We start from the raw sequence: 14,272 nt of genomic DNA on the forward strand, positions 1-14,272 counted from the left end.
CGCAGCCGGGGTTCAGTCGCGCGGACCGCGCAACTCGGTCTGCATGGCGGCGAGCACCGGCGCCGTGTCGGGACGCATGCCGCGCCACAGCGCGAAGCTCTCGGCGGCCTGTTCCACCAGCATGCCCAACCCGTCCTCGGCGGCGGCACCGGCGGCACGGGCCTGGGCCATGAAGGGGGTGGCCCGGGCGGCATACATCAGGTCGTAGGCCAGCACGCCGGGGTGCAGCGTTGCGTTCGGCAAGCTCAGGGCCATTCCGTCCAGGCTGGACGCCGTGGCGTTGATGAGCAGCCGGTATCCGGCTTCGGGCTCGGCGACGGCGCGCAGAGCCACGCCGTGGCGGGCGGCGAATTCGGCGTGGCGGGCGGCCAGGTCCCGGGCCCGATCGGCGCTGCGGTTCCAGATGTCCAGACCGGCGGGGCGCGCCTCGATCAGCGCGCCGAGCACACCGCTGGCGGCGCCGCCGGCGCCCAGCAGCAGCACGTGAAACCCGGCCAGCAGCCGCGGGGCGGGGCGGCCCAGGATGCGCGCGAGATCGCGCACCAGGCCTATGCCGTCGGTGTTGTCGGCCCAGAGCACGCCGGCGTCGTCCCAGCCCAGGGTGTTGGCCGCTCCGGCCAGCGCGGCGCGCGGCGACAGGCGCTGCGCAGCGGCGGCGGCGGCTTCGAACTTGAACGGGACGGTGACGTTGCAGCCCTTCCCGCCCTCCGCGCGGAAGGCATGCAGGCCCTGGGAAAAGCCATCGCGCGCGATCAGGCGCTTTTCGTAGCGCAGCCGCTGTTCGCACTGGGCGGCGAACAGCGCATGAATGCGCGGGGACTTGCTGTGCTCCACCGGATTGCCCAGCACGGCGTAGAGATCGGTCGACATGTCCGGACCTGGGCTCATGGGTTCGTTCGCGGGTTCGCGTCGGGCTGCGCCTGCAGCTGAGTTTCCAGGCTCTGCTCGCGGGTGAAATCGAAACCGGCGACGATGACGATCTGGTCGGCGTCGCGGCGCATCGCGGCATTGAAATGGCCGAAGGGCTGGGCCGCGCTCACGATGGCGCGCGCCATGCGATCCAGCTGGGCATTGCCCGAGCTGCGCACCACCTCGGTCTTGACCAGCCGGCCCGACGCGTCCACGGTGATGGCCATGATGAGCTTGCCATAGATCTTTCGCCCACCGCTCTCGGGGAAGTCCACCGTGCCCTGGTGCTCGATCTTCTGGCGCATGCGGTCGTAATACAGCGCATACGGCACGCTGCGCGTGTTCGGCCCGACGAAGCGCCGGCGCGGCTTGGCGTTTTGCTGGTCGATGCGCCGCTCGATCGCTCCCAGCAGGTCGATCAGGCGTTTGCGTTGCTCTTGCAGTTCCTGCGCGACTTCGGGTTTGGCCTGCTGGGCGGCCAGGTGTTGCAACTGCACGATCTGGCTGCGCACGCGGGTGATGAGCTCGCGCTGCTGCCGTTCGGCCTGCGTTAGCGAGCGCCGCTGGTCGTGCAGCGCATTGCCGTCGGCCAGCGTCGCAGTGGCCGGCAGCGGGGTGGCGGCCATGCCCTTCGCGGCATCGCCGCCGCCGGCCAGGTTGACCTGGGCCAGCGCCTGGGGCTTGTCCGGAGCTTGCGTGGAAGCCTGATTCACCAGCACGACCGACAGCGGCGTGTCCTGGAACACGCGGTTGAAGGTTTCCGGTGCGCCCAGGCGCAGCGCCAGCACGGCCACATGCACCGCGACCGAGATGGTCAGTGCCCACTGCAACGTGCTCAGATGGGGGGCGCGGAGGGAATGCATGCGCAAGCTGGGGCTGGCTGGTGTCGGGTCGGCGCGCGCGGGTCAGGCGGGCGGGTTCGCATCGCCAGGGGGCGCGGGCGATGGCTCGGCGCCGGCTTCGGGCGCGGCTTCGGCGTCGTCCACCGCCAGGTGCAGCCCTGTGGCCAGCGTGGCGGGATCGTGCTCGTCGGGAGCCTCGTCGGCCGGCGTCGTGTCGGCGGCGGCAGCGCCGGCGTCGGTGAGCACCTCCACGACCTTGCACGGCAGTTCCAGAGTGATGAGATCGGCTTCGCCGAATTGCACGCGCACCCGCGTGTTGCGCGGCAGGTCCTGCGCGCCCAGCGCCTGCAGCACCAGCGGCAGACCGTCCACGCGCACCAGGCCCTCGCGCAGCACGGCGGCATCGGCCTGGCCGATGCCCTGCTGCCGCAGGTAGCGCAGCGTCCAGTAGCGCTCCATGCCGTTCTGGAAGTCGGCATAGGCCTTGTAGGCGTCCTCGAAGGCGCCGACCACGGCGTAGAGCTGCGCGTCTTTCGGCTTGTAGGGCGCCGCCAGCAGGGCGGTGCGGCCATGGCGGGCGGCGGCGATGATCTGGCCCTGGTTGAGCAGGTCGGTGTAGCGCCGCAGCGGCGATGTGCACCACGCATACTGCGCCACGCCCAGGCCCTGGTGCGGCGCGGGCTTGGTGCCCATGCGGGTGCGCAGGTTGGCGCCCATGCCGCTCTGGCTGCGGTAGATGGCGGGAAGCCCGAGTTCGGCCAGCCATCCGCCCCAGGTGGCGTTGGCCAGGATCATCAGCTCGGCGACGATGAGGTCCAGCGGCGCGCCCCGGCGGCGCGGCACGATGTCGACCCGGGCCTGTTCCTCGCCCTGCTCCAGTCCGGCGACGCGAAAGGTGTAGTCGACCCCGCCCAGGCGTTCGGGCCGGCCGCGCACGGCTTCGCGCCCGGACTTGAGTTTCTGCGCGATGCGCCACAGCAGCGCAAGTTCGGCGGCGAAAGGGTAGGCGGCGGCTTCGCCTTCGCTGGGGGGCGCCGTGAGCGATGCCTCGGTCACCTGCGCGTCGAGTCGGTCGTGGCGCAGGTTGGCGGCGATGGGCACGCGCTCCACGCGCGTCTCATGGCCTTGGATCGCAAGTTCCGCGTCGAGCGTGAAATAGATGGAGACCGCGGGTCGGCTGCTGCCTTCGGCCAGCGTGAACGTGTCCACCAGCGCGTCCGGCAGCATGGTGATCTTGTCGCCCGGCATGTAGACGGTGGACATGCGGGCGCGGGCGGTCTGATCCCAGGGGCTGTCGCGTTCCAGGGCCAGGGCCGGCGCGGCGATGTGGATGCCGAGAACCGTGCCGCCGTCGGCCAGCGCGCGGACCGACAGCGCATCGTCGATCTCGGTGGTCGCGGAGTCGTCGATGCTGAACGCCTGCACGTCGGCCAACGGCAGATCCTGCGCGTCCCGTGCGGGCAGCGCAAGGTCGGGAAAGCCGGTGCCCTTGGGGAAGTGTTCCAGCAGGAAACGCTGCATGTGGAAATGCCACGGCGAGGCGATGGCCCCGGCGGCGCGCAGCAGGTGCAGCGCGCCCTGGCCGCTTTGCTTGACGGCCAGGGCCAGGGTCTTGTATTCCACGCTGTTCTTGTCGGGCTTGAACAGCAGCGTGTAGAGCTTGGCCGCGATGGATTCCGGGCAGCGCCCTTCGAGCAGCGCCCGCGCATCGGCCTCGATTTTCTGCTGCTGCGCTTCCTTGCGGGTGATGGCCGCCAGAGCTGCCTGCACCGTCTCCTGGCTGGCCTTGCGGAACTGGCCCTTGCCGCGGCGCTGGAAGTAGTGCGGTGCGCCGTGCAGGCGCAGCAGCACGGCGGCCTGCTGGCGGGGGTCGGGCTTGCCGCCGTAGTAATCGGCCGCCACGTGGCCGAAGCCGAACTCTTCTCCGGGGGCGAATTCCCACAGCAGGTCGAGATCGATGCCCTCCTGCTGTTCCTGCGCCCAGGCCAGAAGCTCGTCGGGCGTGGGCGCGTCGAACGGCAGCAGGGCCTGCTGGGCCTTGATCTTCTGGCGCTTGCCGCTGGCCAGCTCGACCTGCAGCGAGGACTCGGCCTGGCTCAGGATGCGGCCGGCAGCGAGCTTGCCGGCGTCTTCGAAAAGGATGTAGGTCACGGAGTCTCGCTGGATGTTTCCTGGTGCGATGCTGGCGGCGGATTGTGCCTGGCAAGCATGGCTTGTTCGGGGTGTGTGGGAGCGGTGAGCATGGCGGAACCTGCCCGGCGGCTAGACCGTCATGCCGCCGCAGACTTCGATGACCGTGCCGTTGACGTAGCTGGCTTCGTCGCTGGCGAGGAAGGCGTAGACATTGGCCAGTTCCTCGGGCTCGGCCAGGCGCTTCAGGGGCACGCGTTCGGTCATCAGTTTCATGACTTCCGGGGGTATGGTGTCGAGCATATGGGTGCGCACGAAGCCTGGCGCCACGGCGTTCACGCGCACCCCCTTGGGGCCGAGTTCGCGCGCCCAGGTTTTGGTGAAGGCGATGATGCCTGCCTTGCTCGCGGCGTAGTTGGTCTGGCCGAAATTGCCGTAGATGCCCACCACGCTGGAGGCGTTCAGGATCACGCCGCTGCCCTGGGCGATCAGGGTCGGCGCCACGGCCTGGGCGCAATGGAAGGCGGCGCGCAGGTTGACGTCGATGACCGCGTCGAATTGCTCGATGGTCATTTTCACCAGGCGCGCGTCGCGCGTGATGCCGGCGTTGTTCACCAGGACATCGAGCCGGCCATGGCGCGTCAGCACGGCCTGCACCAGCGCGTCCACCTGGGCGCGCTGGGTCACGTCGCAGGCTTGTCCCCAGACTTCGCCTGCCGAGCCCTGCAGCGCGGCCACCGCGGCAGCCACGGCAGCGGCGTCGCGGTCGCAGATGACGACGTTCGCCCCTTCCTGGGCGAATTTGCGCGCCGTGGCCAGGCCGATGCCTTGTGCGGCGCCCGTGACGATGGCGATCTTGGTCGATAGACGCATGGTGAATGGTTCCTGGAATGGTGACGAGGAAGGTGCCCGTTCAGGCCGGTGCGCCGACGCCGAGGAAATCGAGCACCGCATCGAGATGTTCGGTGGCGTAGTTGACCAGCGCATGACCACCGTGGTCCACGATGCAGCATTGCGCTCCAGCGTAGCGCGCGGCCATTTCCCGCCAATCCAGGACTTCGTCGTCGCGCGCGATGACGGCCAGATAGCGCCAGGGATCGGGGACGGCCAGCGACAGGTCGCCGACCTCCAGATCGCGCAATTCATGCACATGCTCGGCCGTGAAGGCGAACGACGTGCCGGGATCGTGCCAGGCGGTGAGCACGCCAATCTGCGCACGCAGGTCGCGCGCCGGGTTCACCGCGGGGTTGAGCAGCGCGGCGCGGCAACCCAGGCGGTGCGCCAGGTAGGTGGCGTAGAAGCCGCCCAGCGAACTGCCGGCCAGGGCCAGCCGCGCGGGCTCGACGCCTTCCACGCTGCGTAGCACCTCGTCCATGGCTTGCCTGGGCGAGGGCGGAAGCTGCGGGCATAGCCAGTGCACCGCCGGCCTGCCGGCAGCGGCGCGCCGGGCATTGATGGCGTGCAGGCGCGCCTGCGTCTGTCTCGCCTTGGTCGAGTGGGGCGAGGAGCGGAAACCGTGCAGGTAAAGCAGATGGGTGGGCGTGGGCATGCAGGCAGAATCGGCGCCCGATGGAGGGCGCGTGCAACCCGCAATGCTAGCGGCTGGCTGGGTCCCGACCGGCCAGCTTGGGTTTCACCCGCCTGCGCGGCTCAGATGCGGTGCGACAGGGACTGGTTGGCCGCCGTCTGCGCATCATCCTGCGGCCAGTCGCGAATGTAGGCCTTGAGCATGCGGTTCTCGAAATCCTGCTCCTGCACCACGGCGCGGGCGACGTCGTGGAAGGAAATCACCCCGAGCAGGGTGGTGTCCTCCATGACCGGGATGTAGCGCGTGCGGCTGTCCAGCATCAGGCGGCGCAATTCGTCCAGGCTGGTCAGCGGCGTGCAATGCACAGGGTTGCGCTGCATCACATCGCCGACCCGGGTCTGGGCCGGGGCGGTGCCGGCCAGCGCGGCGATCACTTCGCGAAACGTGAGCATGCCCGCAAGCATGCCGGACTGCATCACCACCAACGAGCCCACATCGTTTTGAGCCATGGTCTGCGCGGCCAGGAGCAATGGGGTATCGGGCGACACGGTGAACAACGCGCTTCCCTTGACGCGCAAAATATCGCTGACTTGCATGGCTGTCTCCTCAAGGCTGCATCGGCCGGCTGCCTGTGTAACAAATATAGTCCATCACCAAGGATTCGCTTCAATGACCAATCTGTCGACAGTCGTGCCACGGCAAGCCCGCCATAGCCAATTTTTACGCCATGGCCAGCGAGGTTCACAGTTATGCAATGCCTGATCGACGGCCGCGCCGTCCATGTCGCGTGCGTCGCGCCGCAGGCGGCGTCGGCAGCTCACGTCGTGGTCCTGGTGCATGGTGCGGGCAACGACCATCGCGCCTGGCAGCCCTTGTTGCATGGGCTTGGACAAGCCGGCCTGGCCGTCTACGCCCCGGACCTGCCCGGGCATGGCGCCAGCGAAGGCCCCCTGCTGCGCAGCGTGGGCGAAATGGCGGCATGGCTGTTGGCCATGCTGGACGCTTGCGGCATCGACCGCTGCGCGCTGGCCGGGCACAGCATGGGTTCGCTCGTGGCCTTGCACGCCGCCGGCCTGGCGCCCCGGCGCATCAGCCATCTGGCGCTGGTCGGCACGGCCTGGCCCATGCGCGTGGCGCCGGCGCTGCTGGATCTGGCGCGCACGCAGCCCGACACGGCGCTGCGCAACATGGTCATGTGGTCATACCGACAGCGGGACGGTCAGCCGCTGTGCCCGGAATGCGCGCAGCGAACCTACGCGCGCATGCATGCGGTGCAGGCGGGCTGGCCCGCGGGCGACCTCCTGGCCACCGATCTGGCCCTGTGCGACGCCTATGCCGAAGCCGAGGCGGCCGCCGCGCGCATCGACGCCCCGGTGGCCTTCATTCTCGGCGAGCACGATCGCATGACCCCGGTCAAGGCCGCGCAGCGCTTGCGGGCGGCGTGGCCGCAGGCCAGCGTGACCCTGCTCGATAGCGGACATGAATTGATGGAGGAGGCCACCGAGGGGGTTCGCCAGGCCTTGCTGGAACTTCTGGCGCACCCATCCGGTGGGCAGATCTGAGGGGGCGGCACCGGCGTAGAGGCGCGCTGCTTCTCGGCGCGCACGCCTGCTCAGGCGGGCAGGGTCTTGGCGCGGCCGGGATTCCACATCGCGTGCAGTCCGAGCGCCAGGGCCGAGAAGGTCGCGCCGGTGGCCACCACCACCGGCCAGCCGCCCAGGACCCAGGCGTGGCTTGCGGCGAAGGTGCCAAGCGCGCCGCCGATGAAGAACTGGGTCATGTAGACGGCGTTGATGCGGCTGCGCGAAGCCGCGTCCAGTGCGTAGATCCGGGTCTGATTGGCGATCTGGGCGCCTTGCGCGCCGGCGTCGAGCACCACCACGCCGAGAATCAACCAGATCAGGCCATGGGTGCCGAAGGCGAACAGTCCCCAGGCCGCCAGCACCGCGGCAAGCGCCAGGAACAGGACCCGGCGCGGACCGCCCGGCCGGTCGGAGTGCCGGCCCGATAGGGGCGCCACCATCGCGCCGGTGAGGCCCAGAATGCCGAACAGCCCTGCCGCGGCCGGCCCCAGGCCGTAGGCCGGGCTGCCCAGCAGCGGCGTCAGCCCGACCCAGAACACGCTGAAGGCGCCGAAGAACAAGCCGCCGGTGATGCCCGCCGCGCGCAGTTCCGCATGCTTGCGGAACTGCGCCAGGGTCGAGGCCACGAGCCGGGCATAGCTCTGCGCCGAGGTGTCGTCGGCCGGCAAGCGGGGCAGCGTGCGCCAGAGCATGGCCAGCGAGGCCGCATTGAGCAGGCTGGCGAGCAGGAACACCATGCGCCAGCCGCCGGCCTGTCCCACCAGGCCGCCCAGCACCCGCCCGCCCAGGATGCCGACCAGCAAGCCGCTCATCACCTGCCCCACGGCGCGACCCCGCTGCTGCGGCGGTGCCAGATGCGCCACCAGCGGCACGATCTGCTGCGCGATCGAGGACATCAATCCCAGGCCGAAGCTCGCTGTCGCGAGCACCGCCACCGTAGGCGCCGCCGCCGCCAGCAGCAGCATGAGCACCAGCGCCGCGCCCATGCCGAGGATGACGCGGTGGCGCGGGTAGCGGTCGCCCAGCGGTCCCAGGCCGATGAGGCCGCAGGCGAAGCCCACCTGGGTGGCCGTGGGGATCACGCCGATGCCGGCCACCGTGGTGTGAAAGGTCAGTGCGAATCGCTCCAGCAGGGGCTGGGCGTAGTAGATATTGGCCACGGCGACGCCGCAGGCCAGCGCCATGAGGGGCAGAAAGGCGCGGGGCAGGGCAGCGACGCGTGGGTTCGCGGCGGGCGATGACGAGGACATGACGGCGGGACGATCTTGGAGCGCAGGCGTCAGCCTAGCGTTCAAGCCCAGTGTGAGCAGATGTCAAGCCGTTGCCCCCGCGCGGGCGGGGGTATGCAGTTCGCGCTCGACGCGCGGCCCGATGGCGGCGATTTGCGCCGCCTCGTGCCTGAGCAGCGCCAGGCGCCGCAGCAGCGGGTCGGGCGGCGAGCCGGCGGTGTCCGACTCGGCCGGCGGCGGGGCGGGATCCACGGCCAAAGCCGAGCCGCGCGTGGTCGGAGACTGGCGGCCGAGTCGCCGCAGCACCCAGTCCCGGGTCGGGGCGATCATGGCCTCGATGCTCTGCGGACTCAGCCGTTTTGCGCGCAAGGCGCGCTGCACCCGCATCGAGGCCAGATGGGCCGCCAGCAAATAGCTGTGCGTGATGAGCTGCGCCAGTTCGTTCAGGGCGCGGCGTCGCGAAGGCGGTTCTTCCAGCATGCGGCTGTACACGCCGGTGATGGCCGCCAGCGCGTCGAACTGGCGCTTGCGCGCAAGGCGGAAGGCGCCTTCGTCCTGCAATTCGGTGGCCAGCACGGCGCGGGCATAGTCGTGTTGCGCCCGCATCAACGCCGACAGCTGGCGCGGCACGTCCTGGTATTCCCAGCGTGGCAGCACGTAGCTGAAGCCCCAGGCCAAGGCGGCGCCGAGCGCGGTGTCGATGAGGCGCTGGTCGACGAGGAAGCGTGGGTCGCCTTCCAGCAGCCGCGCCAGCAGCAGCGCCAGCACGCTGGCGGCCATGGCCGTGAAGCGGTAGTTGGTGGTGACGAAGGCGCGCGCCACCGCCAGCGCCAGGAACATCGTGGCCAGCTCGGCCGCCAGGCCCAGATGCAGGCTCAAGAGCCCGGCCGTGAGCAGGCAGCCCAGCAGGGTTCCGAGCAGCCGGTCTTTGAGGCGCTGGCGGGTCACGCCATAGTTCGGCCGCAGGATGACGGCAATCGTCAGCAGAACCCAGTAGTCATGGGTCTGGTGCGTGAACAGCGCGCGCGACACCACAAACCCGCAGGCCAGCGCCAGCGCGAGCCGCACAGCGTGCCGGAAAATGGGCGAACCCAGGCGCAGGTGCGCGGGCACCTGATGCGGGTCGTAGCGCCAGGGGCTGACGAACTGGGCCAGGTCCGGCAATTCCGGCAGCTTCGCGTCCGCGTCGCGCGTGGCGAAGCTGTTCTGCAGGTTCGCCAGCAGCTTGTCGATCTCGCGCAGCGTGTGCAAGAGCGATGTCAGGGCACTGCGCGCCTGCGACAGCTCGGCCGGCGCGGCCCGCACCAGGCTGTCGGCCTGCCGCTCCAGCGCCGCCCAGCGCGCAGGGTCGGGCGGCGGGGCGCCGACCGGGCGGCGGCGCAGCAGGGCGAGCGCCAGGTCTTGCAGCGCGTCGGCCGTGCGCGCGGTGCCGTCTTGCAGGGCATCGAGCACTTCGGTGCCTTCGAACTGGCTGCGCAGCAGGGTCGAGTCGGTTTGCGCGGCCAGTTGGGCTTCGAACAGATCCAACGCCTCCAGCAGCATGCGGGTCCAGACGGCATCGTGCGCCAGCCGGCTTTCGCGCAGCACCAGGTCGCGCGCCGACTGCAGCGCGTCGTTCACCGCACCCTGCAGGATCGCCGCGCGCCCGTAGGCGTCGTCGGCCTGTCTTTGCCCATAGAACTGGCTTTGCCAGCGCATATAGGCGGCCAGCGCGACCAGCAGTTCGGCCAGCGCCTGCTGCTTGGTGCGCGAGCGCAGCAGATGGCTGAGCACAAGCGCATAGCCGGTGAAGATCAGCCCGCCCAGCACGAATACGCCCACGCTCGAGGCATAGGCGCGCAGGTTCGGCGCCGCGGGCGAACCGAGAGTGATGATGGTGATGAACAGCAGACTGAAGCTGATCGCGAGCGCGCGCTTGCCCCACAGGCTCACAAGCCCGGCGCCGAAACCCAGCGCCGGCACCAGCAGGAATTCCACCCAGGGATGGCCGACGCTGGCCCAGACCAGCGCGAAGCACAGCCCGCTGGCGAAGGTGGCAAACAGCAGTTCCACCGCCTTGACCTTGATGGGCGCCGGGTTGTCCGCGAAACAGATGGTGAGCGCACCGCTTGCCAGCGGAACCGCCAGCGCCATGCCGCCCAGCGCATTGCCGAGAACACCAAGGACGAGAACCCCGACCGCCGAAACCAGGCCGCTGGTGAAGTAGTGACCGAGCACGACGCGGCTGAGCGAGGCCATGGGGTTCATGGATGGCATGGGCGGGTGGGCGGACAGTGAGGAGGAACTGGACGACAGCTTAGGGGGTCTGCGGTGAATTTTCATCTGGCGACAAAACCGGGCCGCGAGCAGGCTGCCCGCAGCCCTCCTACCATGCGCCAGGGTGCCGCGGCACTCGGGACACGCGGCGGGAGGAATGGCATGCAGGTGGTTGTGGTGGGCGCGGGGGCCGTGGGCGGCAGCATGGCGGTGAAGCTGGCCGATGCGGGCCATACGGTGGGGGTGGTGGCGCGCGGCGCGCACCTGCAGGCCATACGCGCGCAGGGCTTGACGCTGTACGATCCGGCGGGCGCTGTCACGGTGCCCTTGCAGGCCAGCGACCGTCCGGAGGATTTCGGTCCGCAGGATCTGATCGTGCTGGGCGTCAAGGCGCACCAGATCGGTCCCTTGCTGCCGCGCCTGCGCAGCATGTTGCGGCACGATACGGTGGTCCTTCCCGCCATCAATGGCTTGCCCTGGTGGTATTTTCATGGCGACGTCGGCGCTCGCCAACCCGCCGGCAGCCCTGCCCGCATCGCCTGCCTGGACCCGGACGGCCACATGGATGCGGCGCTGGACGCCGCGCACATCGTCGGTTGCGTGGTGCACGGTGCGGCCGAGGTCACGGCGCCCGGAACGATCACCGCCAACGGCCAGTACCGCTATGTCATCGGCGAACCCCGGCATGAGCCCAGCGCACGGGTGGACGCGCTGGCCGACGCGCTGCGCGCCGCCGGCTGCGATCCCCAGCCCACCGCGCGCATCCGCGACGCCATCTGGATGAAGCTCATCGGCAATGCCGCGTTCAACCCGGTGGCCGCGCTCACCCGCGCCCGCATGGACCAGATTTGCGCCAGCCCCGGCCTGCTGGGTCTCGTGCGCGGCATCATGCTCGAACTCATCGCCCTCACGCATGCCTACGGCTGCGACCCGCAGGTGGATGCCGACACCCGCATCGCCATCGGTCGCGGCATCGGCCCGGTCAAACCCTCCACGCTGCAGGACCTGGAGCGCGGCCATGCGCTGGAAGTCGATCCCCTGCTCGGCGCTCCGGTGGAGTTGGCCCGCCGAGCGGGCCTCGCCATGCCGCTGACCGAGGCGATGCTGGCCTTGCTAGCCGAACTCGACCGGCGCGTCGTGTCGGATGCGCAGGGCCTGCGGTCCGGGCGCCGAGGGCTTGGTTGATGCGGGGCCTGCAGCCATTTCCTGAGGGCCGCATCGCCTCGATAGGACGGCGACGCCGCCGCGTTCGTTTCGTATGACATGCATGCAAGGAGCAGGGAGATGGATCTGGGTTTGAAAGACACCGTGGTGTTGATCACCGGCGGCAGCAAGGGCATCGGCCTGGCGTGTGCCCAGGGCTTCGCCGCCGAGGGTGCGCGCGTGGCCATCGCCTCACGCCGGCGCGAGCATCTTGAGCAGGCGACCGCGACGCTGCAGGCCGTGGGCGTGCAACCGATGGTCGTCGCCGCCGATCTCGGCGATCCGGAGCAGGCAGCGCGCATGGTGCGGGAAGTCGAGTCCCGGCTCGGGCCTGTCGGCGTGCTGGTCAATTCCGCAGGCGCGGCCAGGCGTACGCCGCCGGCCGAACTCACCGCGGCGCACTGGCGTGCGGCGATGGAGGCGAAATACTTCACCTATATCCACGCCATGGACGCCGTGTTGCCCGGCATGGCGCTGCGCGGCGGGGTGATCGTCAACGTGGTCGGCACGGGCGGCAAGCTGGCGTCCCCCACGCACCTGCCCGGTGGCGCCGCCAACGCCGCGCTGATGCTCGCCAGCGCCGGCCTGGCGAACGCATTCGCGCCATACGGTGTGCGCATCAATGTGGTCAACCCCGGGATCACCGCGACGCAGCGCATGCAGGAGGGCCTGGAGGCCGAGGCCCGGCTGGCGGGCAAGACGGTTGAAGAGATTTTGCAGCAGAAGTTGCGCGCCCTACCGCTGGGGCGCGTCGCCGAGCCGCAGGACGTGGCGGATGCCGTGGTGTTCCTCGCTTCGCGGCGGGCGGGTTATATCAGCGGTGCCGTGCTGGCCGTGGACGGCGCCGCTGTGCCCATGGTCGTGTAACCTTGACGGGCGTGATGGCGCTCGGCTTTTCGCGCGCTGGTCATTGGACAATCATGGCTAGGATGCGACGCCGAAGCTTCGTAGGGAAGATCCCTAGAAAAAGGAAGGATGACCATGATCGAACCCTTGCTGCTGACCACCGCGCGCGTTTCCACCTTCGATAACAACCGCCCATTGACGGGAGCCAGCGGTTTCTTTTTCGAGCGCGACGAGCGCCTGTTTCTGGTGACGAGCCGACACGTCGTGATCGACAAGCCGAGCAACCACTTCCCGAATCGGCTCGAAATCGAACTGCATACCGACGCCGATAACCTCACGCGGTCAACGGGCCTTTCGGTTCTGCTCTACAAAGACGGTCAAAGTGTCTGGCACCAGGGGCGGGACTCTGCTGGGGAAATCGACGTGGCAGTGATCGAACTCGACCGCGCCGCATTGCCGGCATCCGTCGCGCTGCAGTGTTTTACGCCCGACCATCTGCAGGATTCGCTTCAAGAAATCGAGGTGGGAAGCTCGCTCCTCATCGTCGGTTTCCCACTGGGGTTTCATGATGCCCTGCATCATCTTCCTGTCGTGCGCCAAGCCGTGATTGCGTCGTCCTTCGGTCTGCGTTTCCAGGGCCAGGGCTATTTCCTGACTGATGCGCGAACGCACCGCGGCACCAGCGGAGCGCCAGTCGTCATGCGCATCGCGGGGGATGACATGCCGCTACCTTGGAAGCTTCTCGGCGTGCACTCCAGCCGCATCGACATGGGCAGCCGGGATCGGCAACTGGACGAGTCGCTCGGGTTGAATTGCGCTTGGTATGCCGACATCCTGCTCACGCTGACGGCTGCGGAAGTCGCGGGCGAGGGGCCGGTCAGAAGCTGATTCGGCGCGGCGGTGGCAGCCGGCAGGGTTCCCGGGCGTCGGCGCCAGCCAAAAAAAAGCCGGTCGGGATGGACCGGCTGGAAGGTACTGGGAAGTACCGAGGAGACAATCGAAAAGGCCGCGGGCGCAGCCTGAAATCGGTTTGATACTGGGCTCAGGCGGCGCGTTTGCCGCGGCTGGACGTGGTCTGGGCGGCCTTCATCGCGGTGTTGGTCACGGTGTTGAAGTTGGCCTCGACCACTTCGGCAGCCTGCTTGCTGGCCTTTTGCACCGAGTCGTAGGCGTTGTTGGCGGCGCTCATGGCGCTTTTCATCATCGCCACCGCGGTTTCGGTGCCGGCCGGGGCGTTCTTCACCACGGTTTCGACCATGGCTTGCATTTTTTTCTGCGCATCGGCGGCGTTGGCTTCGATCGCCTTGGCGAATTCGGCTTGCGTGCCCGAAGCGATTTCGTACAGGTGGTGGGAGTAGGACAGCATCTTCTCGGCCATGGGCTGGGCCAGGTTGGGCTGCATCGCGGCGAATTCCTGCATGTCCTTGACCGACAGCGCGGCCATCGCGGCCTCGGACGATTCGCTCAGTGCCGTTTTCATGGTCTGCATGTTCAGTTCGAGCATTTTTTCCAGACCGTCAACGGCCTTGCCGGTTAGGGCGAACATGGCTTCGAGTTGGGACTTCTGCGCAGCGATCATTTGTTCCGGGGTCATCATCATGGGCTCCTAGGCTTCCAAAGTTGAACAGGACTGCATGCCCGATTCTGGTCTGTGATCAAGTCAAATCCGTGACACTGATCCCCGTGCTTGGCATGCGAGTTGTGCATTGCACAAGACAAATTCTAGGGGGAGAAAAGTGAAAGTCA

At 68.7% G+C, this 14,272-nt stretch carries 13 protein-coding genes; 4 read left to right on the plus strand and 9 right to left on the minus strand.

Features of this window, described 5'->3' with window-relative positions:
- Positions 1-12: 12 nt before the first annotated feature.
- The 6 genes from aroE to THIARS_RS11115 all read right to left on the minus strand — a co-directional run bounded on the left by aroE (position 13) and on the right by THIARS_RS11115 (position 6,005).
- Positions 13-888, minus strand: a complete 876-nt coding sequence (gene aroE / locus THIARS_RS11090) for a shikimate dehydrogenase (RefSeq protein WP_245845893.1) — start codon at positions 886-888, stop codon at positions 13-15.
- Entirely contained in the window at positions 885-1,772 is an 888-nt protein-coding gene (locus THIARS_RS11095) for an energy transducer TonB (RefSeq protein ID WP_094160998.1), read from the minus strand. Before THIARS_RS11095 ends, aroE begins: the two co-directional genes overlap by 4 nt.
- Before the next feature lie 42 nt (positions 1,773-1,814).
- Positions 1,815-3,902 carry a ribonuclease catalytic domain-containing protein gene (locus THIARS_RS11100; RefSeq protein WP_094160999.1) on the minus strand — a complete coding sequence of 696 codons (2,088 nt, stop codon included), beginning with the start codon at positions 3,900-3,902 and terminating at the stop codon, positions 1,815-1,817.
- A 111-nt stretch (positions 3,903-4,013) separates the two neighbouring features.
- Entirely contained in the window at positions 4,014-4,754 is a 741-nt protein-coding gene (gene fabG / locus THIARS_RS11105; protein ID WP_094161000.1) for a 3-oxoacyl-ACP reductase FabG, read from the minus strand.
- Between the two features lie 40 nt (positions 4,755-4,794).
- On the minus strand, positions 4,795-5,430 hold the full coding sequence (locus THIARS_RS11110; protein WP_094161001.1) for a YqiA/YcfP family alpha/beta fold hydrolase: 636 nt from the start codon (positions 5,428-5,430) through the stop codon (positions 4,795-4,797).
- A 101-nt stretch (positions 5,431-5,531) separates the two neighbouring features.
- Positions 5,532-6,005, minus strand: coding sequence for a CBS domain-containing protein (locus THIARS_RS11115; RefSeq protein WP_094161002.1), 474 nt, complete (start codon positions 6,003-6,005; stop codon positions 5,532-5,534).
- Between the two features lie 153 nt (positions 6,006-6,158).
- Here THIARS_RS11115 and THIARS_RS11120 point away from each other — a divergent pair, with 153 nt between their 5' ends.
- Entirely contained in the window at positions 6,159-6,971 is an 813-nt protein-coding gene (locus tag THIARS_RS11120) for an alpha/beta fold hydrolase (RefSeq protein ID WP_094161003.1), read from the plus strand.
- 50 nt (positions 6,972-7,021) lie between these two features.
- Here THIARS_RS11120 and THIARS_RS11125 read toward each other — a convergent pair whose 3' ends face one another.
- Entirely contained in the window at positions 7,022-8,242 is a 1,221-nt protein-coding gene (locus THIARS_RS11125; protein WP_094161004.1) for an MFS transporter, read from the minus strand.
- A gap of 63 nt (positions 8,243-8,305) precedes the next feature.
- On the minus strand, positions 8,306-10,468 hold the full coding sequence (locus tag THIARS_RS11130; RefSeq protein ID WP_186436664.1) for an FUSC family membrane protein: 2,163 nt from the start codon (positions 10,466-10,468) through the stop codon (positions 8,306-8,308).
- Positions 10,469-10,639: 171 nt separating this feature from the next.
- Between THIARS_RS11130 and THIARS_RS11135 the strand changes: the two genes are divergently transcribed.
- The 3 genes from THIARS_RS11135 to THIARS_RS11145 all read left to right on the plus strand — a co-directional run bounded on the left by THIARS_RS11135 (position 10,640) and on the right by THIARS_RS11145 (position 13,414).
- Positions 10,640-11,662 (plus strand): ketopantoate reductase family protein, encoded by a 1,023-nt coding sequence (locus THIARS_RS11135; RefSeq protein WP_094162087.1) that lies wholly within the window; start codon positions 10,640-10,642, stop codon positions 11,660-11,662.
- A 99-nt stretch (positions 11,663-11,761) separates the two neighbouring features.
- Complete coding sequence (locus THIARS_RS11140) at positions 11,762-12,547, plus strand: SDR family oxidoreductase (protein ID WP_094161006.1); 786 nt, start codon at positions 11,762-11,764, stop codon at positions 12,545-12,547.
- Positions 12,548-12,661: 114 nt separating this feature from the next.
- Positions 12,662-13,414 carry a S1 family peptidase gene (locus tag THIARS_RS11145; RefSeq protein ID WP_094162088.1) on the plus strand — a complete coding sequence of 251 codons (753 nt, stop codon included), beginning with the start codon at positions 12,662-12,664 and terminating at the stop codon, positions 13,412-13,414.
- 154 nt (positions 13,415-13,568) lie between these two features.
- On the opposite strand, the gene phaP is transcribed toward THIARS_RS11145, so the two are convergent.
- Entirely contained in the window at positions 13,569-14,126 is a 558-nt protein-coding gene (gene phaP / locus THIARS_RS11150; protein WP_094161007.1) for a TIGR01841 family phasin, read from the minus strand.
- Between the last annotated feature and the right edge of the window lie 146 nt (positions 14,127-14,272).

This window comes from Thiomonas delicata (assembly GCF_900088825.1).
Lineage (GTDB): Bacteria > Pseudomonadota > Gammaproteobacteria > Burkholderiales > Burkholderiaceae_C > Thiomonas_A > Thiomonas_A delicata.